Below are 25,794 nucleotides of genomic sequence, written 5' to 3' on the forward strand. Positions count from 1 at the left end.
TAGGAGGAAGTCATTAGATGTATGTTTCGATGAAAGAAATGCTGCAAAAAGCCAATCGTGAAAAGTATGCCGTGATGGCGATCAACTGCTTCAATCTGGAAACGGCTAAGGCTGTGATTGAAGCGGCAGAAGAAATGCGATCTCCCATCATTGTCGATCTGCTGCAGGATCATTTGCAGGATCATTTGGCTATTCGTTATCTGACCCAACCGATCATCCGAATGGCGAATAATGCTAAAGTCGATGTCGCGATCAACCTGGATCACGGTCAAGATGTCGCGTTTGTTAAGCAGTGTCTGCATGAAGGGTTTTCCAGTGTCATGATGGATGCCTCCATGTATCCGTTGGAAGAAAATATTCGGATCACGAAGGCAATGGTGGAATTAGCGCAGGTTTATAGTGCCAGTGTCGAAGCTGAGGTAGGCGATATGGGTGCTGTAGCCGGTGATCATTTTACTAATGATGAGATGTACACCGATCCGGATGATGCGATTCGCTTCATTCAAGAGACTGGCGTTGATTGTCTGGCACTGTCTTATGGCTCAAGTCATGGGGATTATCCAGAAGGGTACGTACCGGATTTTCGTTTCGATATTGTAGAAAAAATCAAGGCGGCGACCAATCTGCCCCTCGTGTTGCACGGCGGATCGGGTGCTGGAGAGAAAAATATTCTCCGTTCGATCGAGTTAGGGATCAATAAAATCAATGTTGGTTCGGATTTTATGAAGGCTCAGAAGGCCGAAGTCCAAAGGCAATTAAAGGACAATCCAGAGGTGGATTATCCAACGCTTGTTCATCAAACGATGGCAGCAGGAAAAGAAGTAGTCAAACGGTATATCGAACTTTCGGGTTCTAAAAATAAAGCATAAGAATGGAGATCAAGTCAAATGTTAATTAATATGAAGCAAATGTTAGAAATCGCCAAGGAAAACAAATTCGCCGTAGGAGCCTTCAATGTCGCTGACAGCAATTTCTTACGTGTCGTCATTGAAGCAGCAGAAGAAAATGATGCGCCGGCAATCATCGCGGTTCACCCAACAGAATTAGATTTCACGAAAGATGAATTTTTCCAATACGCAGTGTCTCGTGCGAAAAATAGTTCCGTGCCATTTGTTATTCACATGGACCACGGAGACAGCTTAGCCAGCATCATGCGCGCTGTCCACTGCGGATTCAGCTCTGTTATGATCGACGGTTCATTACTGCCGTTTGAAGAAAATATCGCGATCACCAAAGAAGTCGTGGATGTTTGTCACAAGATCGGTGTTTCAGTCGAAGGGGAATTAGGAACGATCGGCAATACCGGAACTTCCGTTGAGGGCGGCGTATCAGAAGTCATCTACACAAAACCAGAAGATGCGGCAGAATTTATCGAAAAAACTGGAATCGACACATTGGCAGTCGCGATCGGAACAGCTCATGGAATTTATCCAAAAGACATCAAGCCTGAGTTGAAAATGGACGTATTGGAAGATATCAAAGGCAGAGTCGACATCCCATTGGTTCTTCATGGCGGGTCAGCCAATCCAGATGAAGAAATCGCCAAAGCGGTCCAAATTGGGATTCAAAAGGTCAATATTTCCTCCGACTACAAGTATGCCTTCTACAAAAAATGTCGCGAGATTCTTTCAACAACGGAATTGTGGGACCCAAATGCGATCTATCCAGAATGTATCGATGCAGCCAAAGCAGTCGTAAAACAAAAGATGGAGTTGTTCAACTCGATCGGTCAAGCAGCGGTTTATCGCAAAGAAAATGTTCAGCCTTGGAGACAAGAGCAAAATTAATCGATGGGGCCAAGGGATTTTCCCTTGGCGCTTTTTGTTAGGAGGAAAACCTATTGTATGGAGGAATTGAAGCAGGCGGCACAAAATTTATTTGTGCTGTGGCAGACGAAAAGCTGCGCATAATAGAAAAAATCAGTATAGCGACAACTGATCCGCAAACGACCTTCAACCAAGTGTTTGCTTTTTTTGACCAGTATCCCATTGATGCGCTAGGAATCGGTTCTTTTGGACCAATCGGAATTCAGCCGAGCCAAGAAAATTACGGTCATATCTTAGCAACGCCTAAAGAGGGCTGGACGAATGTGGACCTTCTTGGCCAGCTGAAGCAGCGCTACAAAGTACCTATCGGTTGGACAACCGATGTGAACGCAGCAGCCTTTGGAGAGATAAAACGCGGAGCGGCACAGGGAAAACGGAGCTGTATTTATTTAACGATCGGTACTGGGATCGGCGGTGGTGTCGTGATGGATGAAGCGGTTTTTCAAGGCATCAGCCATCCTGAAATGGGGCACCTTTTTATCAAGCGCGATCCAGAGGACACGTATCAGGGAACCTGTCCCTACCACAAAGATTGCTTGGAGGGGCTAGCTGCCGGCCCAGCATTAGCAGCAAGAAGCGGAATCAAGGGAGAAGACCTGCCGCTGGATCATCCGATTTGGGACCTGCAGGCGAACTATCTGGCTCAGGCGTTGATGACGTATACCTTAGTTTTAGCACCAGAGGTCATTGTCTTAGGCGGCGGTGTGATGAATCAGAATCATCTGCTTAAAAAAATCCAGCAGCAATTCACTGAATTAATGGCGGGCTATACGGAGACTCCGCCAGTCGAAGAATATATCATTCGTTGGGGATTGCCGAATGAAAGCGGCGTGATCGGGACACTGCTGCTGGCACAAAAGGAACTAGAAGACAAAAAGAATCGCAGTCTTTCGTAAATGAAGGGCTGCGATTCTTTTTGTCTTCGTTACTTAGCGATACACCAAATGGGTAAAGGGCAATCTTTTACCAAGCAGGACACCTAAGTACCCAGCAGCCAACGCTTTGATCAGCCCCGGCAGGATAAAGGGGATCATGCCTGCTGAAAATGCCGCGTTCCACGGCAGACTGCCGCCAAATTTTAGCCATAATGATCCGAAGAATAAGGTAATGAAGGCGCCGATCACGTTCGCGAAGATCGACCAAAAATAATTGAAACGGGTTCTTTCGATGATTAAGCCGGTGAAATAGGCTTGGAAAATAAATCCGACTAAAAATCCGCCTGTGGGTCCGAAGTAGTTGGCGATTCCAGCGGCACCGCCGGCTAAGACCGGCAAGCCGATCATTCCCATCAATAAATAGATCGCAACCGCGAGGGTTCCTGTTTTTTTACCTAGGATGGTCACAACAAAGCCGACAGCGAAGGTCTGCAAGGTTAGTGGGATAGGCCCAAATGGAATGGTGAACTGGGCTAAAATGCTGATAACTGCCGCAAATAATCCGGCTAAAACAATTTCTCGACTGCTTAATTTCAATAGACTCACTCTTTCGTTAACAATGTATTTTATTTTGGTTAACGAAAGTATACTTGATGGTTAACGAGATGTAAAGAAAAAAATGGTACCTAGTAGAACAAAGTAGTTGACAAAATAGCTACTTAGTTTTACAGTATAGTCGTACTTAATAATACATAGTACTGGAGAGCTAGCCAAATGGAAAACGATGATAGGTTTGAAAATAAAAAGGGAGTGAGCAAGATGCAGGATGTAATTGATGTTGTTGATTTGGAAAAAGCTTTTTCTGATCACAAGGTTTTAGATAAAATCAGCTTTCACGTACCAACGGGAAGTATTTTTGCTTTATTGGGAACGAATGGCTCAGGGAAAACCACCACCGTTAAGATGATGACTACTTTACTGAAGCCGGATAAAGGAAGTATTACGATCGCTGGTTTAAATATTATGGAGCGGCCGCTGGAGGTTCAAAAGGAATTTAGCTTGACTGGCCAATTTGCTGCAGTAGATGAGGTATTAACGGGACGGGAAAATTTAGTTTTAATCGCAAAGCTTCGTCATATGAAAAATTACTCGCAAAAGATCGATGAGCTGTTAACTGAGTTTGATCTGCAAGAAGCAGCCGATCGTCCGACTCAAACTTATTCTGGCGGAATGCGCCGCAAGCTGGATTTAGCGATGAGTTTGATCGATCCGCCAAAGATTCTTTTCCTGGATGAACCAACGACTGGCTTAGATCCGCAGGCGCGAGCGGCCCTTTGGCAAATGATTCGAGCACTGAAAAAGGCGGGTGTGACGATTTTTCTGACGACACAGTATTTAGAAGAAGCGGAACAATTAGCGGACACAGTAGCCATTTTGAATCAGGGGAAAATCGCGATTCAGGGGACTGTCGCCGAAGTGAAGAAGCATTTGCCAAAGGAAACGCTGGAGTTGACCTTCGCGGATGAGGAAACATTAGCCGCTGCTGAAGGACTTGTTGGCGGAAAGATTAATAAGGAGCTGTTGGCGCTCAATGTCGCTACGAACAGCAATGTTGAAAAAATCACCCAGGTCCTGAATCAATTGCAGGAAGCGAAGCTTGAGGTTTTGACCTTTACGCAAAAGCAAGCGTCATTGGATGATGTTTTCTTTATGGTTGTAGAAAATCGAGAGGAGGAAGAAAAATGAACGTATTTTCAGATACGATGGTATTGACTGGGCGAATGATGAAGCATATGACTCGCAGTGTGGATACGATCATGACCGTAGTACTAATGCCGATCATGCTGATGCTGGCATTTATCTATATTTTTGGCGGGGCGATGACCATTCCGCAAGAGACCTATAAAGGCTTTATCGTGCCGGCAATTTTGTTGTTTACGGTTGCCAGCGGTGTTGGATATACGGCTTTTCGGTTAAACACGGATGTTCAAAATGGGATTTTTGAACGATTCCATTCGATGCCGATTGCCAAATCAGCCATATTGAACAGTCATGTGGTAACTAGTGTAATGTTCAATTTTATTTCTGCGATGATTGTGTTGGTAAGCAGTATTTTGATCGGGTTTCGGCCAAAAGCGGATGTTCTGGGGTGGCTCGCGGCACTCCTTCTGCTGCTGGTTGCGACCTATGCACTTTCATGGATTGCGGTGCTGTTTGGCCTGATCGCTAAGAATAATGAGACGGCGATCGCTTTTTCCTATTTGCTGATTGGTTTGCTGTTCATCAGTTCCGGTTTTGTGCCGACAGAAACGCTGCCAAAGGTTTTAAGAGGCTTTGCTGACTACCAGCCGATGACACCGATCATCAATACTCTGCGTTCAATTTTAACGGAGGGTGTGATTCCATCAGACAGTTGGATTGCTTTTGTATGGAGCATTGGCGCGATCGTGATTTTCCAAGTATTATCTATATATGTCTATCGAAAAAAATTACGTTAGCAGCAATTGGGAAGGGTGATAACGGTGAACGGGATTACGGAGATGCTGAAGGGTGTGCTGGAAGGGATGATTTTGGAGATCATTAATCAACATGAGACCTACGGCTATGAGATCACAAATAACTTACAGAAGTACGGATTTGAAGATATTGTGGAAGGAACGGTCTACACGGTTTTACTGCGGTTGGAGAAGAAACAGTTAGTGACCGTCACAAAGAAAAAATCAACGGTCGGTCCAATGCGTAAATTTTATTCATTGAACGAGGCTGGAGAAAAAGAGCTAGAATTATTTTGGCAGCGTTGGGCATTTATTTCTGGCCAAATGGACAAGCTAAAGGAGAGTAAAAAAGAATGACAGATAAAAATCCTTACAACTATTTCAAACAGATGTTTACAGATAAAGCAGAATACAATAAAAAAATGGCCGAACTAAAGGATTTGCCTCAGGAATATCAAGTGGTTTATAAAGAAATCCAAAAATTTTTATGGGAGTTCACAGCAGGTGATGGCATGGATATGCTGCAGCCGATGTATGAGCTGTTGGCTTTCTTCCAAGAAGGGGCAGGCAACAATATTCCAGTGCTGGAGCTAGTCGGCGAGGATGTCGGAGAATTCGCGGAAAATATGCTCCATGAGATCCAAGCGAAGACGCGAATTAATGAATTGAAGCGGAAAATGAACGAACGTGTTGCAAAGGAAATCAATAAAGGAAAATAACTGGGAGCATTGCCAACGGATTCGCTGGCAGTGCTTTTATTTTTTTATAGCCAAGCATTAAAAAAACGAATGTTCTTCGGTCTTAAGTCGTATCTAGACTTTGTACTTTCGTTGGAAGTAGTGGACCGAGTTTTCCTCTAAAATTTAAAATGTAATCAACAAGAGTACGAATTTTTGACAGGGAAGGAATGGACTTAAGAATGAAAAAAATAATTATTGGTATTGGTGTGTTGGTGATTGCGGGGGCAGGTTTTTTTCTCTATCAAAACACCCAAGCAAATGCAAAAGACGAAACCGCAGTGGAGATGTACCAAGTCGCTAAGCAGACGCCGCTGCATTTAAAGGGACAGGTGCAATCAACGAAAAAGCAAACCGTTCTAGTGGATACTGAAAAAGGGCAGGTGCAAACGATTCATGTAAATGAAGGAGATCATGTGACTCAGGGAACGATCCTAGTAACGTATCGCTGGGGAGAGGTCATTCGGGCAGCGAATGATTCCGTCGTAACGGCTTTGAACGAAGATGCAAAAAATGATCCGCAGCAGGCGTTGATGGTCTTGAAGAGCGAAGAATCTGCCATCAAGGGAACGGTAACAGAATACGATCGTTCAAAGGTCGCTTTGAATGAGCCGATCGATATCAAGTATGCAAACAACGAGAAAACAGTGAAGGGCAAGATCACCTCATTAGCGGAAATGAACAATGAACCGGCAAAAGAGGAAAAAACGAGCTTAGTAACCTATAACTTTACAGCAGTTCCAGATGAAGCCATCCCTGTTGGCTATTCAGTAGAGCTATTGATTCCTCGTAATGAAATTCATCTGCCTTTGAAGAGTGTTGAGGAAAAGGCTGGTGAATCCCACGTTTATACAGTTGCTAAAGGCAAGGCTGAAAAACAGGCGGTAACTGTGGAAAAAGGCAACGGCTATTATATTTTACGTGAAGGTCTGAATGAAAATGACAAAATTGTCAAAGATGCGAAAGGCGTCAAGGATGGGATGGATGTGACGGTTGAATGATTGTAATGGAGAATATCAACAAATTTTATACCGCCGATCAAGAACGAATCCACGTCTTAAAAGACATCAGCTTGACGATTGATGAGCACGAGTTTGTGGCAGTAATGGGGCCATCGGGTTCAGGGAAATCGACGTTGATCAATACGATCAGCTTTCTGGATGGTGATTTTGAAGGAAACTATCGCTTTGAAGGACAGGATGCGTATCGGTTCAATGATGAGAAGCTTTCGGCTCTGCGAAATAAATCAGTTGGCTTTGTTTTTCAGGCCTTCCAGCTGATCGATAATAATACGGTGCTGGAAAATGTGGCGCTGCCGCTGCTGTATGGCGGGATGAAGCAAAAGCAGACTAAGCCGTTAGTTATGGAGGCGTTGCGGAAGGTAGGGATCGCGGATAAATACAATAAGCTGCCGAAGCAATTGTCTGGCGGGCAGCAGCAGCGGGTGGCGATCGCGCGGGCAATCGTCGGGAATCCGAAGTTTATCGTGGCGGATGAACCGACCGGGGCGTTAGACAGTCATACTTCAGAAGAAATCATGTCCTTATTCAAACGGTTAAATGAAGAAGAAAAGGTCACGATCCTGATGGTGACCCATGACCCAGAGGCGGCGGCCTACTGCCAGCGGACCATCACGGTGAAGGATGGCGAAGTCTTGGAAGAAGGTGTTTTGCATGCGGTTTAGCGAAGTATGGAAGACTTCTTTTAGAGCAGTCGGGAAAAATAAACGTCGGAGCTTTTTGACCATGATCGGCTTGATCATCGGGGTATCTGCCGTGATCACCGTCTTTTCAATTGGTCGGGCGTTTGAAGACTATGCCTCCGAATTTATTGGGTTGGATCAATTTGATGGCAGTGTCGGGTATACTTATACGCCGCAAAGCGATGAGTTCTATGAAAATGGGCTAAGCGGCTTTACCGAAGAAGATATCAATACAATTGAAAGTATTCCTGGTGTCCAATCGGTTAGCTATTATGACAATTCTCGCAATGGTATCAAATATGCGGATCAAACCTTTGATGCGATCGGCAGTGACGGCCGTTGGAATTGCTTCAAGCTGATGAAGTCTGAGGGCAGCTCTGTCGTTCATGGACGGGGGATTCAGGCGAGTGATTACTACAATGAAAATCCCGTTGTCGTGATCGATCAAACGGCAGCTAAAGCAATCAAGAAGGAAGAACCAGAGTCTTTGATTGGTCAGAGTATCAAAATTGGCGGTCATTTGTTTGAGGTAGTCGGAATTATGAAGGACCGTAACGGTGGTTCGATCGTTTCTACGCAGGAGGATTATGTGGTCGCAGAATTACCGGAAAATGTTTTCGAAAATTATTTTAATTCTGAGGATCGCAACATGATTCAGGTGAAAATGAATCAAACCGCAAATGTAAAAAGTGTTTCAAAAGAAGCGGAGGAAACACTGAAGAAATATGGTACCTGGAAAGAGCTGGGCAGTTATAAGACGGAGGATTTGGCAGGTCAGGTGGATCAATTGCGGATGCTGCTGACCAGCATCACCTTGCTGATCTCAGTGATCGGCGGTATCTCTCTGTTCATCTCAGGGATCGGAGTCATGAACATGATCTACATCTCCGTATCGGAACGGACTAAAGAAATCGGCGTTAGACGTGCAATGGGCGGAACTAAAGGCAATATTATGATGCAGTTCTTACTAGAGGGGATCTCATTGACATTAGTCGGCGGAACGATCGGATATTTGATCGCGATGCTGCTAGGCTTTGCCATCAGTATGTTCACCCCGCTGTCGGTGCGACCAGATCTATTTACAGTGACGCTGGCCTTTGGCTTGTCAGTTGTGATCGGGATCGTCTTTAGCTGGCTGCCGGCAAAAAGTGCGGCGAAGAAGGATATCGTCTCCTTGCTGCGCTGATCAAAGAATAGAATTAATGGGCAAGAAGATGATGCTGTCACTCTTCTTGCCTCTTTTTTTCTGCAAAATTTCCAAGGGAAAAAAACGAACTACTCATTTCTTTAATCAAAACGTCGTAAATTGGGTAGAGAAATAACGGAAATACTATGGATTTTTTGCTATTTTAGTTATATTTTTGATTTGTAAGTTTTAGCAGGTTTGAAAATGAAAGCGGATTTTTAAAAATAAATGGAACCTATTATCGGGAAATGGAGTGGAGAATATGCAAACTCAAAGACTGGGACAAAGACAGCTGTTCACTATGCTGAGGGGCAACCTTGAAAAAAGAATGATCAAGCAATACAACGAGACGAGGGATGTTTCCTCTGTGATCGAATACGCGGTCGCGATTCTTGTAAGGCATGCTTTGGTGGTCGCTGATTTTTCTTTTATGTGTCGGGATTTAATAAGAGAGCTGTTCTTGACCGCGGCTCCTTGTGCTGCACTGCGTCGTTTTAGTGTGTTTTTTGAAGACTATTTTGAATCAGAGGAGTGGGCGGCAGTCGTTGCCAGACTCTATAAAAATGAAGATGATTACCTTGCCATTACCGAGGAAGCTCGTTTATATAGAAAGTACTTGGAGGATAAGGATCCGACTAGAACAGACGGATTGGCTGATCACCAATTCATCCTTAAATCAATTTTTAAAGGAGGGAATGGCCGAAAGCATACATGGCTATTGAAGGATGCCCATCCAACCAAGAATCTCGAAGAAATTGCGGGAGCATTGCAGATTCTTCCCTTGCTGAGCATTTTTGAGACGAATGGGGTGCGGAAATTTACTGAGTTCGTTGATTTTCTCCGCTATGCCAACATACCTGATCTGCATTATGCAAAAGTTCAGGAAGAGCAGGCGGAATCTGTTGCGGAAGCTCCGGTGAAAGCTGAAGCCAAAGCAGAGAATAAAAAGATGGATACACCGCAAGCGCCGCAGACGGCAGAGTCAGTCAAAAAGGCTAAAAAGGACGTACCAGAAGTAAAACATAATGAGCTCAAAGAACTGCCAGCGACAGCCTCGTCTGATTTGCCGCTAACGAAAGACAGTGTTCCACCGGAGCGGAGAAGAGGGGGCAAAACAGTTCTAGAAGAGGTTTCAGAAGCACCGGAGTCGGCCGATCAGGACTTGCCGCCAGAAAAAGCACCTCGCGGTGACTCGCAAAATACGTGGCAGAAGCTATTCGCCATGGGGGGCCGAAAAAGTAAAGAAAGCTCTTTTGGCAAAAGCATAGAACAGATAGAAAAAGAGCGAGATGAACGAAAGAAAGAACGAAGACTCACCAAGATTATAGGACGCAGAGGGAAAGGTTGAGGAAGATGACCCAATTAGTAGGAACATTTAAAAACGGAGAAAACAAGACACATAGATGGAGCTTCGGCGAGTGGCGCTCCGATCAGTCGCCTAGGGTGATCCAACAGGAGTTGGAGCGCTTGACCGAATTAGCTATCCTTGATGAAGCGGGCATTGAGATTTTTAAAACAGTCGTTGCTGCCGCTTTTGTCCAAACCACGGAAACGGTAATTTTTGGCTTAGAAAGTGAGCCGAGAGAAGAGGATACGGAGGACGAGCTTCAGCAAACGATTGAAGAGCTGTTACCAAAGGAAGCAAAGGGGCAAAAACTGACCTTAACAGAGCAGATCGATCTGCTTTTTACTCATCAACCGTCTGGATCTCGTTTAAAGGGATTTCGTTTTGAAGCATTGGAGGATTTTCAGATCGAGGAATCGGACGGTCAGCTGCAGGTGATTTTGCGCCGATCGCCAAATGACCTGTTGTAAAAAGATAAAGCGTTTTATATACTTTAGTAAGGGGCAAGATCGACAAAGAGGGGAGGGAGTATTTTGACTATTCAACGGTGATTATGAGCAACACTCTGCCTTAGAGTCTCTAAGAATGTGAATTCAAAATTCTCCTCTCCAACGAACCTTCTTTGCTTGTAATTGTGATTGTTTTCACCTGTGAAGTCGTTTGAGAGCATACGGGAGTATGTTTCTTTTTGCTGCGCAAAAAGATGGAGAATCCTGGGCTTCGACAGGGATGTTGGGGTCGACAAAAAATGACAAATGAATGGAGAAAACAATGAAGAAAATAATTATTGGTTTATTAGCCTTGGTCACTTTAGGTTTGGCTGGCTGCGGCAGCAGCGATGAACCGACTGATTCCAGCAAATCAGCGAAGAAGGACAGTACCCCATTTACTGGTGAATACATCGTGAATGCAGATTATGTGAAGAAAAACTTGGATGATATTATTTTAGTGGATGCACGAGGCGAAGAAGAAGCAGGCAAAGGTACGGTCAAAGGGGCAACAGCGATCGGCTGGCAGCAATTGGCATCGGTGGAAGAGGGCGCTTCAGGTGATGAAAAGTGGGGCTTGGTTCTAGAGCCGGCTGAGCTGGGCAAACGATTAGGCGAAAAAGGGATCGCGAAGGATAAAGAAGTCGTATTGTTTGCCAGTGCGCAAAAAGGCTGGGGCGATGATGGACGAATCGCTTGGGAGCTGTTAGCGGCTGGATACAAGGATGTCAAAATCGTTGATGGCGGATTTGCGGCATTGAAAAAAGCGGGTCTTAAAACAGATGTAGAAAGTACCAAGCTAGATCCTGTAGACGTTAAAATCGATTCGATCGATCAGAAGCATATTATTCGGACGGATGAATTGAAGAAAGATTATGACGACTACAAAATCGTCGATGTTCGTGAAGACAAGGAATACAAAGGCGATGTTTTATACGGAGAGGCTAAGGGCGGACACCTGCCTGATGCGATCCACATTCGCTTTACGGATTTGTTTAACAAGGATGGTATGCTGAAGAGCAATAAAGAACTGACGAAGCTTTTTGAGGATGCTGGTTTAGCCAAAGAGGATAAGATCGTCACATATTGTACCGCAGGAATCCGTTCAGCTTATATGGAATTAGTGATGGATATGTGCGGCTTCAAGCAAGTAAAAAATTATGACGGCTCATATTATCGTTGGGCAAAAGTCGAGGATGTTGAAAAATAATGTCTAAATTAAATAAACGTACACTTGCTCGTCTTCTATTACTTCTGGTTCTATTACTGGCAGTGATTGGTTTTTACTTTATTCCGGGAGTCCGCTCAAAGGTCACACAGGTCATGATGCTGTTTAGCTCCATGAGTGTGGATAGTATCGTCGGCTATTTGCGTTCCTTTGGTGTTTGGGCAGTAGTGATTTCCTTTCTGCTGATGATGTTTCAATCGATTATCGCTCCGTTGCCTGCCTTTTTGATCACATTTGCCAACGCAGCAGTTTTTGGCTGGTGGCAAGGAGCGCTGCTTTCCTGGACGAGTGCGATGGCAGGTGCATTGGTCTGCTTTTATATCGCACGGATCGCGGGACGAGATCTGGTGGAACGTTTGAATAAGAATTTTTCGCTAGAGACATTGGATGCGTATTTTGACCGTTATGGCAAGCATACGATTTTGATTTGTCGGCTGCTGCCGTTTATCTCTTTTGATTTTATCAGCTATGCGGCAGGGTTGACGGCGATCAAGCCGCTGCCATTTCTGATCGCAACAGGGATCGGTCAGCTGCCGGCGACAGTCGTTTATTCTTATGTCGGCAGTAACTTGACCGGCAGCACGAAGACCATTTTGTTTGGTTTATTGAGTATGTTCGCTTTGTTTATCGCCGTCTATGTTTTCAAGCAGATCTACCAGAGCAGACAAGAAAAGACGAACAAGTAAAAAAACAGGTTCCCATCTCAATTATTGAAATGGGAACCTGTTTTGTTTAAAGACTGGCGTCAACTGCTGCAGCTGGCGTCTTTGCTTCGTTTTCATTGTGCTGCTCTACGTAGTGATTGTACAGCGTATCCAAGAATTGGATCTCGGTCACATTTTGGTAAGGCATGATGTAGAAATTTGTCAGTTGGAAGACTGCGATCAAATTCCAGAAGAAGAAGGAATAACGCAGAATCAAAAATTCCATTTTGTACCCATACATGATTTGACGGCTTAACAGGATCGCATCTGAAGCGCTCAAGGTGTCATCCTTTTCCAACAGATAGTTGGTCATGGCGTAAGAAGCGCTTTTTACGATACCCGGGATGACAAAAAGCAGTGACCACAGGAAGGTGTAGATCGCGATCAGGATATTTGCTTTCAGCACGCGATTTTTTTGCGCTTTGATGAAATAAGCAAAAATCTGTAAGCCGTCTGCGCGGTTGCCTCTTAATGTATGGATCGCACACCACTGCAAAACAGCGGTAGATAAAGCTGCAACTAAAAACATCAGAACTAAAGCCGCGATCATTACTAAAAACCATAAAAAGAGCGAAGCGCCAGAAAATGGTCGAGTGTAGCTGTAGCCATAGTCGTAATAGCCAGAGTAATCGTAAGGATTAAATAAGTTCAATAGACTGTTGGTAAAAAAGCGAACATACGCAAATCGGAAAATGAAGCCTGCAACGATATTTGCACCGATCAATAAAAGGATCGTCTTGCACCATTCGCCGTATCTGCCGGATAATTTCTTTTGAGCGTGCTTTTTGATCTCTGCTCGTGTGACATTCAAGCCCTCAGCTTTTTCTAATTCTAATTCAAACTGTTCGTTGCTAGTTACTTGAACGAAGGGTTCCTGGCTGCCATTTTCATTCGGCACCTCTTGTTCTAAGTTATAACCGCAGCTCGGACAGAACTTCGCCTCTGCTCGTAATTCCGCGCCGCAATTGGGACAATATTTCATTTCTCCACCCTTTTCCTTTTTTCATTCAATTTCATCTAATAATTATCATTGATAAGATAACGTTCGTCAACAGCTTATCGATAAAAGAATTTAAAGCCGCAGTATGACGAATAGACTTTACTCTTTTGGGGCTTTGGATTATGCTTTAGTAAAGTTATCTTTACTAGGAGCGAAAGAATTGAGCGTTGTAAACCATATTCGAAAAATAAGAGAAGAAAAAAAGATACCGCAAAAAGAAATGGCGAGGGCGCTGGAAGTCTCGCGTCAGACAATGACTGCGATCGAAAAAGGAAAGTACAATCCCAGCTTGGAGCTCTCGTTGAAGATCGCAGCCTATTTTGACATGCCGTTTGATGAGATATTCTATTTAGAAGAAGGGAAGGGGTAGTAAGTGGGATTTTTTCGTGTGTCAGGAGTCAACAGTTTTATAAGTTGGGCCCTACTGATTTTTGGATTATTATCGATGTATGCCATGGGCTCTTCGCTCTATTTTTTACACAAAGAGATTTTCAAAAAGAACGATGAGCTGGTAAGAAAAATCGTCTTTGATTCCATGGCGATGAGCTTTGTCCTAGTCATGCTGCTGCATATTATTCAAATGATTATCCGCATCGTGCATTTTCAACGTACTGGCCAGGATATCAATTTAGTGGTGACACCGGGCTTAGCGATCTATCAGCTGGGGGATCCCCCGCTGCACCTCGAGTCTTTTGGTGTGGATATGGGGATCTTTGCGCTGTGTCTTTTCGCCAATCGATTGCGGTACCGGGTTTAGGGAGAAATAAGCAGTAAAAGCAATTCAGAAAAAAATGATAAGAAGCATTAAATGGCACCCGCACGCTTGCTAACGAAGCTGCGGGTGTTGTTGCAGGCGTATATACTAAGAATTCTTTTTTCTTAAAAAACAAAAAAATTTACCGCTTTCATTTCTGGGACAATATGATAAACTAGAGTTTGTTCTCATATAAGAACCTTTTATCAAGATAGGTGGTAAGCAACTTGGAAAAACAAAAAAAGATGACGCAATCAGAAAAAATTATGAATCAAATTGCTGATAGGATCGTCTCTGGGGAACTAAAGCCGGGAGAGAAGCTGCCCAATGAGCGTTCTTTATCGCTTCAACTGGGGGTCACAAGAGGACAAGTCAGAGAAGCGCTGAGAGCACTTTCCTTAGTTGGTTTGGTAGTTATAAAGCCCAGTGATGGGACCTTTGTTTCAGATGCTGAACAACCGGTACCTGAAAATTCGCTCTCATGGATCTTTCAGCGGGAGCTGCATGATCAAGAGGAGCTCTATCATGCGAGGAAGCTGATCGAGACAGATGTGGTCAAACTGGCCTTTACTCATGCCACAAAGGAAAATCTTGAAAAATTAGAAAGCATTACCCAAAAGATGGTAGATGCTGCATCAGAAAATAAGACAGTTGCAGAGTACAATGAACTGCTTGAAGAGTTTGATTCATTTATGGGCAGGATCTGCGGCAGCAGAATCATGGAGAAGCTGATGCAGACGATTATTTTAATCAGAAGAGAAAGTGCCTTGAATATTTTAGAGGTGCCCGGTGCGATTGAAAACAGTATTCACTATCGGCAAAAAATTGAACGTGCTTTTGTTGAAAGAGATCGGAAAAAGCTCACCTATTCATTGAATGAATTTTATAGCAAGTCCAAACAATACGTTGATAAAATGACAAAAGAAAAGTAGGGAGTCAAAATGCCAAAAGTTAAATCAGCAGAAAGAACCTTGCGGCTGTTGGAAGCGATCGCGCATCATTCCAAAGGCTTGAGTTTTTCGGATATCCAGCAAATATTGAATACGCCTAAAAGCTCCACCTTTAGTTTGATCCAAGAACTAGTCGAGAATGATTACCTTTCCTTTAATGACAATGCTAAGAAATACGTGGCAGGCAGTAATTTTATAAAGTTAGCGGCGAACTTTATCGGCAGCGGTGATCTGGTTCAAGAGTTAAAAATACTGACCAATGAATTATCCATTAGAGTGCGGACAACCTCCCATGCCGGTATTTTAGATGGGACAGAAGTAATCTACTTGGCTCGCAGCGAGCACTTTGAAAATTATTCTCTAATGAAACAAATCGGCGGACGTCTGCCGGCTAATTGTACGGCTATCGGAAAAATGCTGCTTTCACAGTATTCGGATGAGATGATTCGGGAGCTTTATCGCGAGGTGCCGTGGCGAATGCTGACGGCCAATTCGAAGAAAAATGTTGATGAGCTGTTAGAAGAGCTGCGGATCTTTCGAGCACAGGGCTATTCAACGGAATACCAAGAAGCAAGTGAGTCGTCAAACTGCATCGCGATGCCGATCATTCAAAATGGAAAAATGATTGCATCCTTCAGCTGTACCTTCTCAACAGATGAGATCGCGTCTATCGAGATTGATGATGTCGTAGAAACCATGAGAAGCTGTAAGCAGGAGATCGAAAGTCGACTGGAACTCTTATTGTAATAATGAAGAAGCAGCTGCCTAGAAATTTCTGGGCAGCTGCTTTTTAGGCCTTCTTTTCACACATTAAAAGATGATCGCAAACCATAACGACTTCTTCATGTTGATTCTTTACAGTGAGTGTTTCATAGACGATCCCCCTATTTTTGCGCTTTGGATGATCTTCCTTTTTAGAAATCGTTGTGGTGGTGGTAATCGTGTCGCCAATGAAGACGGGTTTGATAAATCGCAGATGTTCATACCCATAAGAAAAGGCTACTGGATTAATCAGGTTGGCGGTCATACCGACTGCAATACTGAAGGTGAGGGTTCCATGAGCGATCCGCTGGCCAAAAGGCTGCGTTTTGCACCATTCCTCGTCCATATGATGGGGAAAGAAATCCCCTGTTTGTCCAGCGTGGGTGACTATATCGGCTTCTGTGATCGTTCTGCCGTAAGATTTTCGTTCGCTGTCTAATTGATAATCTTCAAAATAGATTGCTTTTTCCATGATTAGGTCTCCTTTATGCCAAAATTCAAATTATCTTCTCCGAGAGTAGGTGCTCCTTTTGGTGAAGTAAAGATCTCTCCATTGATTCTGATGGGACAGCGGGTCGTATAAAAAGGCGTTCCATCGCTGCTGATGATTGTTTGCTTCATGTGCAATTCCTCAAAAAGTCCCGCCTGCTCCATTTGCTGCCAATCAAGGACCTTTGTACACCAGATGTCAGCAGGTTCTAAAATCGCTAACCAGTCTTCAGTAGTTTGGGTGATTAATTTTGCTTGCAGCATTCTTTTTATCTCGTCACTGTCGTGTTCGACTGAATGGGAAGCCATAAACGCTGTCAGTTCTGGATAGTCCAATAATTCTGCCAACTTTTCAATGGGACACATAGCGATTGCGAGATGTCCGTTTTTGGTTTCATAAATGCCGTACGGTGCGTCGATGTACGGATTTGCATTGTGAAATCCGCTGCGTACCGGCAGCTCATTTCCGTTATTCAAAAAGGTCGTAAAGGATTCAAATTGCAGATCCATCAAGGAAGTGAGAAGCTCTGTCTGGATGACACACCCTTTACCAGTTTGCTGAGCATTGAATATTCCTGCTAAGACACCCTGACATAGATGCTCTCCGGCCGCTAGATCAGCCATGGAAAGTCCAAAAGGGAGCGGTGCCTGCTCTTTGTCTCCGTTCAGATAGCAGATTCCTGACATTCCTTGTACCAGCAAGTCTTGTCCCGGCCAGCTGCTCCAAGGGGAGGCTTCGCCGTAGCCCGTTATCTCGCCATAAACGATTTTCGGGTTAATTTGATGGATCGAGTCAGCATCCAACTTTAATTTTTTTGCTACACTTGGCCGAAAATTCACTAAAACCACATCCGCCGTTTTGACTAGTGCTTGAAACGATTGTTGCGCAGACGCTTCTTTTAAATTCAATTCAAGTCCCTGCTTATTCCGGTTGATCGCATGAAAAAGGGAGCTGTCGTTGTCTATTTTAAAATTAGAAACGTATAGCTGCCGGCAGATATCACCGCTGCCTTTTTTTTCCACCTTGATAACCTCAGCACCTAGATCAGCAATCTTCAAACCAGCCGAAGGAGCGGAAAGAAACTGGCTGCAATCTAAAACTCGAATTCCTTCCAAAGGTTTATTCATTTGTGCTCCCTCCCAGTTCATTCATAATTTTGTCATGGTCCTGATCCAATAGAGGAGCTGGTTTTGCAGCAGGGTTTCTGCTGCCGTTTACTCGAATCGGACAGCCAGTCGTATGGACCGATCCTTCAGGAGTTGTCAGCTGTATATCAAAGTTTAGTGCTTTAAAGCCCGCTTGCTTTATTAATTCCTGCCAATTGTAGACGGGGGCGGCCCAGTAGCCGCCAGACAATAGAATAGCCGCCCATTCGTCAGTGGTTTTACTAACAAGCTTCTCCGCTATCTGCTGTTTGATTTCATCTCTTGAAGTGAAAGCAAGAGTTTCTTTTTCGTATTCTGACAATTGGGGAAGGCCGATCAATTGGCCCAAAAGGTTCAAAGAGCCCATTGCAATGGATAAGTAACCATCCTTGGTTTGATAGATTCCATAGGGTGCCGCTAAGTAGGCGTGTGCATTATTGAAGTTTGAGCGTTCCGGTAATTTTTGCCCATCATTAAAGTAGGAAGTAAGGACTTCAAACTGCAGCGAAATAGCCGATTCTAACAGACTGACTTCGACCAGTCCGCCAGTATTGGTTTTATTTCTGCGGATCAGGCAGCTCAAAATACCTTCAGCTAAATGGATTCCTGCGAATGAATCGGCGACGGAAAGAGCAAAGGGTGTCGGCGGTTGATCAGCATTGCCGTTTAAAAAAGTAAGGCCGGAAAGTGACTGGGCCAATAAATCCTGCCCAGGTTTTGCAGCCAAGCTGGCAGATATTCCATACCCCGTTACAGTACCGTAAATCAGCTTTGGATTAAGCTGCTTCACCGTATCGTAATCAAGTCCGAGCTTTTTCATTACTCCTGGCCGATTGTTTTCGATCAGCACATCCGCTTTTTTTATCAGCTCTAAGGTGGTTTCTTTGTCTTTCGGATCTTTCAAATTCAGCGCAATGCTTTCTTTGTTGCGGTTGATGGTATGAAAAAGCAGGCTGTCGCTGCCGACTTTCTGCTTTTTCAGTACTAAATGACGAGAGCTGTCACCAACAGCGGGGCGTTCGATCTTAATGACCCTCGCGCCTAAATCAGCTAGGCGCAATGCGCAGGAGGGCCCAGCCAAGAACTGACTGAAATCCAGTACTGTGATTCCGTTTAAAAGTGTCACTAAAATCAGCTCCTTGCTTGATGTAAAGATTCTTGGTACAAAGCGTCCATTTTGCCTAAAACCTCTTTCGGATTCCCGCCATGCATGACATATTCTCGCACGAAGTGGCCGGCATGATCCTGAAAATGCAGATAGCCATTGTAGCGAGGCCGCAGATAAGAGTTGTCCAGAGTCTGAAGGGTATTCTCAAAAAAGTTTTCACAGCGCCGATTTGTTTCTGGACTGAGCCAAGCCTTCCGATGCCCAGGTTGTCCGCCGGCATCAAAAAAGAGTGTTTCTTGGATTAACGGCGAAGCGGTGTATTCGGCATACCGGCAGGCCAGCTCGCTGTTTTTTGAAGCTGAGGAAACCGCCAAGCCTGTTCCGCCAAGTACAGTTTTCAGCGGCTCATCATTAAAGATTACGGTGTCGGTTGCCACAAGCAGATGCTTTCCATAACCTGCTTTCGAATAGTTGGTGTAGCCATAGGCATAAGGACAATAAACGATATCTTCGTTTTCCGCCATGTAATTATGTACATTGATCGGGTCCCATTGAAGGATATCTGCTCGGCATAAGCTGACAATCTCGCGAATAGATTCTAAGGCGATTATTCCGCTTTCCTCATCCATCACTTTCCCATTTTCAAACATAGGAGCTTTGAGAGTAGCACCGAACATATAAAAATCCATCAAAAGATTGATCGGGATTCCTGCGATTGCGACTTTATTCTGCCGTGCGAGAGCCAGAACCTCCTGCCAATTTTTAGGAAGGGCCTGATCTGAGAAAAATTGTTGATTGTAAACGGCAATAGGAGTAGCTGCATCGACAGCTAATGCTGATTGAAAGCCGTCAAAATTATAAGAAAGGTGAGACATTCCTACAGAATTCCGTTCTTGATCTGCTAAAAAATCAGCTGATAGATGAAGAGACAGGTCGGCCAGAATTCCGCTCTTTTGAGCAAATCCAGCCCAAGGGTGATCGATGATCAAAAGATCGTATTGATCAGCAAGATTCTGAATCGGCGCATCCGCAAATTCCTGTAACGAGCGTTTTTCCCACTCAATGTCAACGCCAGGGTTTAATTCACAAAAACGTTGAGCCGTAGCAACAACAGATGTAAAACCGCGACTGTGGTTCCAAGTAATTCCTTTAAGCTTTGTCATAATTATTCCTCCATCGCTTTATTGGTACTACCAATATATCAAATTTATCTAAAAAATCAAGCGTTTTCAAAGAAAGGAAAAAGTTTATTATTTATCTGTCAAAGAATTGAAAAATAAAAATTACCTATATAAAGTCATTCTTTTGCCGACAATTACGAATAGATAGAGCAATAAAAAATTTAAAAAATAGGTTGACTTATTTTTATTAAGCGGTTACATTCTAAATATAAAGTTCATAAAAGAGAAATGCGTTCATAGATATGAACTAGAAGGGCGGTTTTGTTTTGAAGATGGATTTGAAAGGAATTTATGCAGCGATGTTGACACCTTTAACAGAAGAAGGAGGTGTAGATGTTCCGGCACTTGAACGAATGATTGCTTTTTATGTCGACAAGGGGATCTCAGGTGTTTTTGCGGTCAGCTCTGTTGGTGAAGCGGCGCATTTTGATACGAAGGAAGCGCGGACTATTTTAGAAACGGTTAAAGCAGCCAGCGAAAACAAGCTGCAGTTGTTTGCAGGTGTCACCGCGACTACCAGCAGCACTGCCGTCGAGGTAGGGAAAATAGTTGAGGAGCTGGGCTACGATGGGATCGTATCGGCACCGCCATATTTCTACCAGCCTAGTGATGATGCGATTTTAGCTTACTTTGAGGACATCAATGATCAGGTCGATTTGCCGCTGATTGTATACAATGTGCCTTTATTTGCACCAGCATTGAGTAAGGAGCTGCTAGTAGAGGTAGCAAAACTCACAAACGTCGTTGGCGTAAAAGAATCTAGCGGGAATCTAGTTGATGTGCTGCATATTTTAGATATGTTGAAAGACGAGCAGCTAGACACCTCCTTCTTGATTGGAAGAGAAGAGATGTATTTAAGCTCATTGATCGCAGGAGCCGATGGCTGTATGGTGGCTACAGCTGGGATCATTCCGGAAGCCTATCAAAAAATCGAAGAATTGTATTTGGCAGGAAGAATCAGTGAAGCAGCAGAAGTGCAGCAGGCGATTTTACCCTTGCTGAGAGAATGCTTCAAAGTCAATTTCCCGGCTGGCTTCAAAGTCGCTTTAGCGGCCAGAGGTCTAGATACGCCGTTATATGTGAAGCGAAAAATGTCCGAACAGGAGCAGCAGGAATTAGCCCGTTCAGCAGAAACGATTAAACAGGAAGTGACAAGGATTTTGGCGTTTGTCGGTACTTATTAACAGGTATTAGGAGGAATAAAAATGGTCGGAGCTTTTACAGTACTATTGTTGGCATGTTTTTTTCAAGGAAGTTTTGGGATTTGCTTTAAGAAATACCAACCCTTTTCTTGGGAGGCTTTTTGGACACTCTTTTCCATTATCGGTGTTTTGCTGATCCCTCACATTTGGGCCTTTATCGAGGTGCCTAATTATATGAGCTATATTCTAAATACGCCGATCGATAAGATCTTCTTCGGCGCATTGATGGGCTTTTTCTGGGGAATCAGTTCGATCGCATACAGTAAAGCGATTGATATGATCGGTGTTTCGCTCGTGACAGGGATCAACTTAGGCCTGTCTTTACTGCTGGGAAGCTTCGTGCCGATGTTTATTCTTGGAACCTTCCCGTCGACGAAGGCGTTGATTATGCTGATTTTGAGTATGGCTGTTTTGATGGGTGGCGTACTGGTCCTTTCTAAAGCCGGCTTTATGAAAAATGACAGTGATGAAGAAAATGACGAAGCAGCGGCAGAGGATTCTGCGCCTAAGAAGAATTCCAAGTTTATGGTCGGTTTTCTCTTAGCGCTTGCTTCTGGTGCAGGATCAGCGGCGATCAATATTGGTGCTTCAGCAGCGAATTATCCGGTTCAGCTAGCGATCGATTCAGGCGTATCGCCAGTCAGTGCCAGTCTGTTGTCATGGGTGATTGTGTTTGCCGGCGGATTTATCGCGAATTTTATCTATGCTGTAATTGTGCTGGTTAAAAATAAAACCTATACTGATTATAAAAAGCCGGGTGCTGGAAAAGCCTATCTCAAGGTTTTAGTTACTTCATTTGTTTGGTTCGCAGCTTTAGCGGTCTATGGAAAAGCGACTCACCTGCTAGGCGATCTAGGTCCGATCGTGGGTTGGGTCGGGTTTAACGGCTTGGCCTTGATCATTGCCAATATGTGGGGATTTAGAGATGGGGAGTGGAAAGGATTTCCGAAGGCACAACGGATCGCCGTCATCGGAAATGCCATCATCGTCATTTCATTAGTTTTTGTCGCTTTAGCAAATTCACTGTAAAGATAAAAATCTAGGAGGAACAACATGGTTAACTCTATCAAGGAATTGAATTATGTACCAGAAGTACCGGAGAGCCCTCGGAATATTGTGCTTATCGGAGCTGGCGGCATCGTATCCGGCTCTCAATTGCCAGCATATCAGATGGCTGGTTTCCCAGTGGTGGGAATTTATGATCTCGATTATGAAAAGGCCAAACAAGTTGCGAAGGATTTTGACATCCCTCATGCCTACAATGAACTGTCAGAGTTGATTGAATTAGCGCAGAAGGAAAATGCCGTGTTTGATATTGCGGTCCCTGCGTCTGCCACAGCGGATATTTTGCGTCAGCTGCCAGAGCATGCCGGCGTTTTGATGCAAAAGCCCATGGGCGAGAGCATTGAGCAGGCTCAGGAGATTTTGACGATTTGTCGAGAAAAAGCGTTTGTAGCCGGATTGAACTTTCAATTAAGGCAAGCACCTTACATGATCGCAGCCAGAAAATTGATCAATGATGGGCTGATCGGCGAGATCGTCGATATTGATTGGCGTGTCGTTGAATTGCATCCATGGCATCTGTGGGATTTCTTGTTTGAAAAGGAACGAATGGAGATCAATTATCATAGTATCCATTATGTTGATCTGGTTCGCAGTATTGTGGGGAATCCAACGAGTGTTTATTGTAAAACGATGCAGCACCCTAAAATGAAAGCGTTAAAACAAACGCGTTCTGCAATGATTCTTGATTATGGGCCTGATCTGCGGGTAAATCTGCATATCAATCACAACCATGATTATGCGCCGGACTATCAAGAATCGACCTGCAAGATCGAAGGGCTGAAAGGGGCTATTCGCATCACGATCGGTTTGATCCTAGATTATCCGACAGGACGGCCAGATAAGGTAGAGTACATTCTTGATGACGGCAAAGGCTGGCGAGAACTGGAAGTGAAGGGCAGCTGGTTTAATGAAGCCTTTATCGGAACGATGGGCGGCTTGATGAAAAAAATGGACGACTCAACGTATGAGTACATGAATGATATTGAAGATGCGTACCAGACGATGTGTGTCGTCGAGGCGTTATATGCCTCCAGTGATAACGGAGGAACACCAGTAAACTATTAAAAGAGGGAAAAAGCATGGAGAAGATTATTGATACGCATGTTCATACGTGGGATTTGAAGCAGCTGAGACTTCCTTGGCTGGACACGGAAGAGTATTTGGCTCAGACCTTTACCGAAGCAGACTATCAAAAAGCTATGACTAGTGATCGCTTTACGATAACGGATGCGTTGTACGTGGAGGTCGATTGTGCACCGAATGATCGAGAAAAGGAAAACGACTGGATCATCCATCAGTGTAACTGCGCAACGAGCATCTTCAAGGGGGCGGTAATAGCCGGTGATTTAGCGACCGATCAGTTTAGCGAATCTATCGAAACCTATCGCTCCAGCATTTTAGGGGTTCGACAGGTCTTGCATGTTCCTGAACGGGAACGCGGCTTTTGTTTGCAGCCCCAATTTATGGAAAATGTTCGCTATCTAGGAGAAATCGGATTGACCTTTGATCTTTGTATGAGAAATGAAGAGTTATCGGATGGCTATGAATTGGCTAAAAGCTGCCCCGGAACCAGTATCATTCTTAATCACATGGGGAATCCCAATATGGAGCTGCTGTCTCAACCGCTAACGGATGAAAAAAAGAAGTATCGTGAAACGTGGTTTGAGAATCTAAAGAAATTGTCTGATTTACCTAATGTATACTGTAAAATCTCGGGTGTTATGGAGACGGAGCAGGCCAGGTTTGAGGATTTTTCCGAGGAAATCAATCAGGTGATGACGCTTTTCGGCGAAGACCGGATTCTTTATGCATCGAATTTTCCTATTATAGATTTAGGCGGCGGTCTTAATAAATGGACGGACTTTCTTTTAACCTTGACTGCGGAGCGTACGAAAGAGTTTCGAAGGAAGTTGTTCAGCGAAAACGCCCAATCAGTTTATTTAAAACAGAAATAATGGAGGAATTGGACATGACAGTAACAAGATATGGCGCTATTTCTACCTTAAAGCCAGAGTCGAAACAAAAATATATTGAGCTGCATGCGAATGCCTGGCCAAAAGTAAATGAAATGATCAAGAAATGCAATTTGCAAAATTATTCCATTTATCAAATCGACAACACCTTATTTTCTTATTACGAGTATACAGGTGATGACTATGACGCTGACATGGCGAAAATGGCGGCGGATAAAACGACTCAAGAGTGGTGGGACGAGTGTATCCCATGTATGAAGCCCTTAGATGGCTATGGTGACGAAGGTGTTTGGACGACAATGAAGGAAATCTATCATCTGAATTAATTAGGAGGAAAAGAACAAGATGGCGAATCGTATGATATTAAATGAAACTTCTTATCACGGAAAAGGAGCGATCGAATCGGTCCCGGCGGAGTTTCATAAGCGCGGCTTCAAAAAAGCAGTAGTTATTACAGACAAAGATTTGATCCAGTTTAACGTAGCCACGAAGGTTACTGACTTGCTGGATAATGCAGGAATCACTTATGAAATCTATGATGGGATCGTACCGAATCCGACAGTGGAAAATGTACAAGCCGGAGTAGCTTTTGTTAAAAAAGCGCAGGCCGATGTGATTATCGCGATCGGCGGCGGCTCGCCGATCGATACAGCGAAGGCAATCGGCATCATTGTGGAAAATCCTGAGTTTGCGGATGTGGTAAGTCTAGAAGGCGAGGTAGGAACAAAAAAGCCGGCATTACCGATTTTGGCGATCCCGACGACTTCAGGGACGGCTGCGGAAGTAACGATCAACTACGTTATTACAGACAAAGCAAAAAATCGCAAGTTTGTTTGTGTTGATCCACATGATATTCCGGTCGTTGCCTTTATCGATAGTGAGATGATGATGGGCATGCCGAAAGGGCTTTGCGCTGCAACTGGGATGGATGCCATGACCCATGCGATCGAAGGATTCATCACGAAGGGTGCCTGGGAAATGAGCGACATGCTTCATCTGAAAGCCATCGAAATCATCGGCCGTTCTTTACGTGCCTCTGTCGCCGGAGAAGAAAAAGGGCGCGAAGAAATGGCTTTAGGGCAATATATCGCTGGTATGGGCTTTTCCAATGTAGGCTTAGGCTTGGTTCATGGAATGGCGCATCCTTTATCTGCGTGGTATAACATTCCCCACGGTGTCGCTTGTGCCGCTCTTTTACCAAGCGTGATGAAGTACAATAAAGAGTTTACTGGAGAGAAATATCGTGAAATCGCCAAGGTGTTGAACGTTGAAGGCGCTGAAGCGATGTCCTTAGAAGAAGTCAGAACGGCTGCTTGTACAGCGATTGACCAAATGAGTAAGGATGTCGGAATCCCTTCAACAATCTCTGAATTAGGCGTTAAAGCAGAGGATATTCCTAAAATCGCAGAGGATGCCTTTAAGGATGTCTGCACTCCGGGAAATCCACGAGATACCTCATTAGAAGAGATCATTACGATCTATAACAGCTTGATGTAAAAAATAAGAGACCGCTCCCTGCAATTTTCTAAATGATGATTGCGAGAAGCGGTCTTTTGGTACTTGAATTTACACTTTAAG

30 protein-coding genes are annotated in these 25,794 nt (G+C 44.2%); 24 read left to right on the plus strand and 6 right to left on the minus strand.

Features of this window, described 5'->3' with window-relative positions; genetic code table 11:
* Nucleotides 1–17 precede the first annotated feature (17 nt).
* The 3 genes from JZO85_RS04065 to JZO85_RS04075 are packed head-to-tail and all read left to right on the plus strand — an operon-like array spanning nucleotide 18 to nucleotide 2,722.
* Nucleotides 18–869 carry a class II fructose-bisphosphate aldolase gene (locus tag JZO85_RS04065; protein WP_207107237.1) on the plus strand — a complete coding sequence of 284 codons (852 nt, stop codon included), beginning with the start codon at nucleotides 18–20 and terminating at the stop codon, nucleotides 867–869.
* A gap of 18 nt (nucleotides 870–887) precedes the next feature.
* Nucleotides 888–1,787 (plus strand): ketose-bisphosphate aldolase, encoded by a 900-nt coding sequence (locus JZO85_RS04070; protein ID WP_207107238.1) that lies wholly within the window; start codon nucleotides 888–890, stop codon nucleotides 1,785–1,787.
* A gap of 53 nt (nucleotides 1,788–1,840) precedes the next feature.
* Nucleotides 1,841–2,722 carry an ROK family protein gene (locus JZO85_RS04075; protein WP_207107239.1) on the plus strand — a complete coding sequence of 294 codons (882 nt, stop codon included), beginning with the start codon at nucleotides 1,841–1,843 and terminating at the stop codon, nucleotides 2,720–2,722.
* 33 nt (nucleotides 2,723–2,755) lie between these two features.
* Here the strand turns inward: JZO85_RS04075 and JZO85_RS04080 are convergent, their stop codons facing one another.
* Nucleotides 2,756–3,298 carry a biotin transporter BioY gene (locus tag JZO85_RS04080; protein ID WP_207107240.1) on the minus strand — a complete coding sequence of 181 codons (543 nt, stop codon included), beginning with the start codon at nucleotides 3,296–3,298 and terminating at the stop codon, nucleotides 2,756–2,758.
* A gap of 222 nt (nucleotides 3,299–3,520) precedes the next feature.
* On the opposite strand from JZO85_RS04080, the gene JZO85_RS04085 reads away from it, so the two are divergent.
* From JZO85_RS04085 to JZO85_RS04135, 11 genes are all read left to right on the plus strand, one after another.
* Complete coding sequence (locus tag JZO85_RS04085; protein WP_207107241.1) at nucleotides 3,521–4,447, plus strand: ATP-binding cassette domain-containing protein; 927 nt, start codon at nucleotides 3,521–3,523, stop codon at nucleotides 4,445–4,447.
* On the plus strand, nucleotides 4,444–5,199 hold the full coding sequence (locus JZO85_RS04090) for an ABC transporter permease (protein ID WP_207107242.1): 756 nt from the start codon (nucleotides 4,444–4,446) through the stop codon (nucleotides 5,197–5,199). Before JZO85_RS04085 ends, JZO85_RS04090 begins: the two co-directional genes overlap by 4 nt.
* A 24-nt stretch (nucleotides 5,200–5,223) precedes the next feature.
* Nucleotides 5,224–5,553, plus strand: coding sequence for a helix-turn-helix transcriptional regulator (locus JZO85_RS04095; RefSeq protein WP_207107243.1), 330 nt, complete (start codon nucleotides 5,224–5,226; stop codon nucleotides 5,551–5,553).
* A complete protein-coding gene (locus JZO85_RS04100) occupies nucleotides 5,550–5,915 on the plus strand; it encodes a DUF1048 domain-containing protein (protein WP_207107244.1) in 366 nt (121 codons plus the stop codon). The genes JZO85_RS04095 and JZO85_RS04100 overlap by 4 nt, the downstream gene beginning before the upstream one ends.
* A 200-nt stretch (nucleotides 5,916–6,115) precedes the next feature.
* On the plus strand, nucleotides 6,116–6,934 hold the full coding sequence (locus JZO85_RS04105; RefSeq protein WP_207107245.1) for an efflux RND transporter periplasmic adaptor subunit: 819 nt from the start codon (nucleotides 6,116–6,118) through the stop codon (nucleotides 6,932–6,934).
* Entirely contained in the window at nucleotides 6,931–7,617 is a 687-nt protein-coding gene (locus tag JZO85_RS04110; RefSeq protein WP_207107246.1) for an ABC transporter ATP-binding protein, read from the plus strand. Before JZO85_RS04105 ends, JZO85_RS04110 begins: the two co-directional genes overlap by 4 nt.
* Entirely contained in the window at nucleotides 7,607–8,821 is a 1,215-nt protein-coding gene (locus tag JZO85_RS04115; RefSeq protein WP_207107247.1) for an ABC transporter permease, read from the plus strand. Before JZO85_RS04110 ends, JZO85_RS04115 begins: the two co-directional genes overlap by 11 nt.
* A 262-nt stretch (nucleotides 8,822–9,083) precedes the next feature.
* Complete coding sequence (locus JZO85_RS04120) at nucleotides 9,084–10,169, plus strand: hypothetical protein (RefSeq protein ID WP_207107248.1); 1,086 nt, start codon at nucleotides 9,084–9,086, stop codon at nucleotides 10,167–10,169.
* A 5-nt stretch (nucleotides 10,170–10,174) separates the two neighbouring features.
* Nucleotides 10,175–10,636 carry a DUF2922 family protein gene (locus JZO85_RS04125; protein WP_207107249.1) on the plus strand — a complete coding sequence of 154 codons (462 nt, stop codon included), beginning with the start codon at nucleotides 10,175–10,177 and terminating at the stop codon, nucleotides 10,634–10,636.
* A 301-nt stretch (nucleotides 10,637–10,937) separates the two neighbouring features.
* Nucleotides 10,938–11,864, plus strand: a complete 927-nt coding sequence (locus JZO85_RS04130) for a rhodanese-like domain-containing protein (protein WP_207107250.1) — start codon at nucleotides 10,938–10,940, stop codon at nucleotides 11,862–11,864.
* On the plus strand, nucleotides 11,864–12,568 hold the full coding sequence (locus tag JZO85_RS04135) for a TVP38/TMEM64 family protein (RefSeq protein WP_207107251.1): 705 nt from the start codon (nucleotides 11,864–11,866) through the stop codon (nucleotides 12,566–12,568). The genes JZO85_RS04130 and JZO85_RS04135 overlap by 1 nt, the downstream gene beginning before the upstream one ends.
* A gap of 46 nt (nucleotides 12,569–12,614) precedes the next feature.
* Here the strand turns inward: JZO85_RS04135 and JZO85_RS04140 are convergent, their stop codons facing one another.
* Nucleotides 12,615–13,568: a DUF975 family protein gene (locus JZO85_RS04140; RefSeq protein WP_207107252.1), complete on the minus strand. Its 954-nt coding sequence runs from the start codon at nucleotides 13,566–13,568 to the stop codon at nucleotides 12,615–12,617.
* A 178-nt stretch (nucleotides 13,569–13,746) separates the two neighbouring features.
* On the opposite strand from JZO85_RS04140, the gene JZO85_RS04145 reads away from it, so the two are divergent.
* From JZO85_RS04145 to JZO85_RS04160, 4 genes are all read left to right on the plus strand, one after another.
* Complete coding sequence (locus JZO85_RS04145) at nucleotides 13,747–13,956, plus strand: helix-turn-helix transcriptional regulator (protein WP_207107253.1); 210 nt, start codon at nucleotides 13,747–13,749, stop codon at nucleotides 13,954–13,956.
* Between the two features lie 3 nt (nucleotides 13,957–13,959).
* Nucleotides 13,960–14,343 carry a hypothetical protein gene (locus JZO85_RS04150; RefSeq protein ID WP_207107254.1) on the plus strand — a complete coding sequence of 128 codons (384 nt, stop codon included), beginning with the start codon at nucleotides 13,960–13,962 and terminating at the stop codon, nucleotides 14,341–14,343.
* A gap of 224 nt (nucleotides 14,344–14,567) precedes the next feature.
* A complete protein-coding gene (locus JZO85_RS04155) occupies nucleotides 14,568–15,272 on the plus strand; it encodes a FadR/GntR family transcriptional regulator (protein ID WP_207107255.1) in 705 nt (234 codons plus the stop codon).
* A 9-nt stretch (nucleotides 15,273–15,281) separates the two neighbouring features.
* On the plus strand, nucleotides 15,282–16,037 hold the full coding sequence (locus JZO85_RS04160) for an IclR family transcriptional regulator (RefSeq protein ID WP_207107256.1): 756 nt from the start codon (nucleotides 15,282–15,284) through the stop codon (nucleotides 16,035–16,037).
* A gap of 43 nt (nucleotides 16,038–16,080) precedes the next feature.
* On the opposite strand, the gene JZO85_RS04165 is transcribed toward JZO85_RS04160, so the two are convergent.
* From JZO85_RS04165 to JZO85_RS04180, 4 genes are read right to left on the minus strand one after another with little or no spacing between them, the layout of a single operon-like run.
* Nucleotides 16,081–16,524, minus strand: a complete 444-nt coding sequence (locus tag JZO85_RS04165) for a MaoC family dehydratase (protein ID WP_207107257.1) — start codon at nucleotides 16,522–16,524, stop codon at nucleotides 16,081–16,083.
* Between the two features lie 2 nt (nucleotides 16,525–16,526).
* Nucleotides 16,527–17,669, minus strand: coding sequence for a CaiB/BaiF CoA transferase family protein (locus JZO85_RS04170; protein WP_207107258.1), 1,143 nt, complete (start codon nucleotides 17,667–17,669; stop codon nucleotides 16,527–16,529).
* Entirely contained in the window at nucleotides 17,662–18,813 is a 1,152-nt protein-coding gene (locus JZO85_RS04175; protein ID WP_207107259.1) for a CoA transferase, read from the minus strand. Before JZO85_RS04175 ends, JZO85_RS04170 begins: the two co-directional genes overlap by 8 nt.
* Before the next feature lie 5 nt (nucleotides 18,814–18,818).
* Complete coding sequence (locus tag JZO85_RS04180; protein ID WP_207107260.1) at nucleotides 18,819–19,958, minus strand: ABC transporter substrate-binding protein; 1,140 nt, start codon at nucleotides 19,956–19,958, stop codon at nucleotides 18,819–18,821.
* A gap of 290 nt (nucleotides 19,959–20,248) precedes the next feature.
* On the opposite strand from JZO85_RS04180, the gene JZO85_RS04185 reads away from it, so the two are divergent.
* The 6 genes from JZO85_RS04185 to fucO are packed head-to-tail and all read left to right on the plus strand — an operon-like array spanning nucleotide 20,249 to nucleotide 25,713.
* A complete protein-coding gene (locus tag JZO85_RS04185; protein ID WP_242550209.1) occupies nucleotides 20,249–21,160 on the plus strand; it encodes a dihydrodipicolinate synthase family protein in 912 nt (303 codons plus the stop codon).
* A gap of 21 nt (nucleotides 21,161–21,181) precedes the next feature.
* Nucleotides 21,182–22,207 (plus strand): L-rhamnose/proton symporter RhaT, encoded by a 1,026-nt coding sequence (locus tag JZO85_RS04190; protein WP_207107262.1) that lies wholly within the window; start codon nucleotides 21,182–21,184, stop codon nucleotides 22,205–22,207.
* A 24-nt stretch (nucleotides 22,208–22,231) separates the two neighbouring features.
* Nucleotides 22,232–23,308, plus strand: coding sequence for a Gfo/Idh/MocA family protein (locus tag JZO85_RS04195; protein WP_207107263.1), 1,077 nt, complete (start codon nucleotides 22,232–22,234; stop codon nucleotides 23,306–23,308).
* A 14-nt stretch (nucleotides 23,309–23,322) separates the two neighbouring features.
* Complete coding sequence (locus JZO85_RS04200; RefSeq protein WP_207107264.1) at nucleotides 23,323–24,198, plus strand: amidohydrolase family protein; 876 nt, start codon at nucleotides 23,323–23,325, stop codon at nucleotides 24,196–24,198.
* Nucleotides 24,199–24,212: 14 nt separating this feature from the next.
* Nucleotides 24,213–24,542 (plus strand): L-rhamnose mutarotase, encoded by a 330-nt coding sequence (locus tag JZO85_RS04205; RefSeq protein ID WP_207107265.1) that lies wholly within the window; start codon nucleotides 24,213–24,215, stop codon nucleotides 24,540–24,542.
* Between the two features lie 19 nt (nucleotides 24,543–24,561).
* Nucleotides 24,562–25,713 carry a lactaldehyde reductase gene (gene fucO / locus JZO85_RS04210; RefSeq protein ID WP_207107266.1) on the plus strand — a complete coding sequence of 384 codons (1,152 nt, stop codon included), beginning with the start codon at nucleotides 24,562–24,564 and terminating at the stop codon, nucleotides 25,711–25,713.
* Nucleotides 25,714–25,794 lie beyond the last annotated feature (81 nt).

Source organism: Candidatus Enterococcus murrayae (assembly GCF_017315985.1).
GTDB lineage: Bacteria > Bacillota > Bacilli > Lactobacillales > Enterococcaceae > Enterococcus_A > Enterococcus_A murrayae.

Bases quoted from the DNA above. Each gene is read 5' to 3' on its own strand.
- JZO85_RS04065 (WP_207107237.1), top strand. From the start codon at position 18: ATGTATGTTTCGATGAAAGAAATGCTGCAAAAAGCCAATCGTGAAAAG.
- JZO85_RS04070 (WP_207107238.1), top strand. From the start codon at position 888: ATGTTAATTAATATGAAGCAAATGTTAGAAATCGCCAAGGAAAACAAA.
- JZO85_RS04085 (WP_207107241.1), top strand. From the start codon at position 3,521: ATGCAGGATGTAATTGATGTTGTTGATTTGGAAAAAGCTTTTTCTGAT.
- JZO85_RS04090 (WP_207107242.1), top strand. From the start codon at position 4,444: ATGAACGTATTTTCAGATACGATGGTATTGACTGGGCGAATGATGAAG.
- JZO85_RS04100 (WP_207107244.1), top strand. From the start codon at position 5,550: ATGACAGATAAAAATCCTTACAACTATTTCAAACAGATGTTTACAGAT.
- JZO85_RS04105 (WP_207107245.1), top strand. From the start codon at position 6,116: ATGAAAAAAATAATTATTGGTATTGGTGTGTTGGTGATTGCGGGGGCA.
- JZO85_RS04110 (WP_207107246.1), top strand. From the start codon at position 6,931: ATGATTGTAATGGAGAATATCAACAAATTTTATACCGCCGATCAAGAA.
- JZO85_RS04115 (WP_207107247.1), top strand. From the start codon at position 7,607: ATGCGGTTTAGCGAAGTATGGAAGACTTCTTTTAGAGCAGTCGGGAAA.
- JZO85_RS04120 (WP_207107248.1), top strand. From the start codon at position 9,084: ATGCAAACTCAAAGACTGGGACAAAGACAGCTGTTCACTATGCTGAGG.
- JZO85_RS04125 (WP_207107249.1), top strand. From the start codon at position 10,175: ATGACCCAATTAGTAGGAACATTTAAAAACGGAGAAAACAAGACACAT.
- JZO85_RS04130 (WP_207107250.1), top strand. From the start codon at position 10,938: ATGAAGAAAATAATTATTGGTTTATTAGCCTTGGTCACTTTAGGTTTG.
- JZO85_RS04135 (WP_207107251.1), top strand. From the start codon at position 11,864: ATGTCTAAATTAAATAAACGTACACTTGCTCGTCTTCTATTACTTCTG.
- JZO85_RS04140 (WP_207107252.1), bottom strand. From the start codon at position 13,568: ATGAAATATTGTCCCAATTGCGGCGCGGAATTACGAGCAGAGGCGAAG.
- JZO85_RS04160 (WP_207107256.1), top strand. From the start codon at position 15,282: ATGCCAAAAGTTAAATCAGCAGAAAGAACCTTGCGGCTGTTGGAAGCG.
- JZO85_RS04165 (WP_207107257.1), bottom strand. From the start codon at position 16,524: ATGGAAAAAGCAATCTATTTTGAAGATTATCAATTAGACAGCGAACGA.
- JZO85_RS04170 (WP_207107258.1), bottom strand. From the start codon at position 17,669: ATGAATAAACCTTTGGAAGGAATTCGAGTTTTAGATTGCAGCCAGTTT.
- JZO85_RS04180 (WP_207107260.1), bottom strand. From the start codon at position 19,958: ATGACAAAGCTTAAAGGAATTACTTGGAACCACAGTCGCGGTTTTACA.
- JZO85_RS04185 (WP_242550209.1), top strand. From the start codon at position 20,249: ATGGATTTGAAAGGAATTTATGCAGCGATGTTGACACCTTTAACAGAA.
- JZO85_RS04190 (WP_207107262.1), top strand. From the start codon at position 21,182: ATGGTCGGAGCTTTTACAGTACTATTGTTGGCATGTTTTTTTCAAGGA.
- JZO85_RS04195 (WP_207107263.1), top strand. From the start codon at position 22,232: ATGGTTAACTCTATCAAGGAATTGAATTATGTACCAGAAGTACCGGAG.
- JZO85_RS04200 (WP_207107264.1), top strand. From the start codon at position 23,323: ATGGAGAAGATTATTGATACGCATGTTCATACGTGGGATTTGAAGCAG.
- JZO85_RS04205 (WP_207107265.1), top strand. From the start codon at position 24,213: ATGACAGTAACAAGATATGGCGCTATTTCTACCTTAAAGCCAGAGTCG.
- fucO (WP_207107266.1), top strand. From the start codon at position 24,562: ATGGCGAATCGTATGATATTAAATGAAACTTCTTATCACGGAAAAGGA.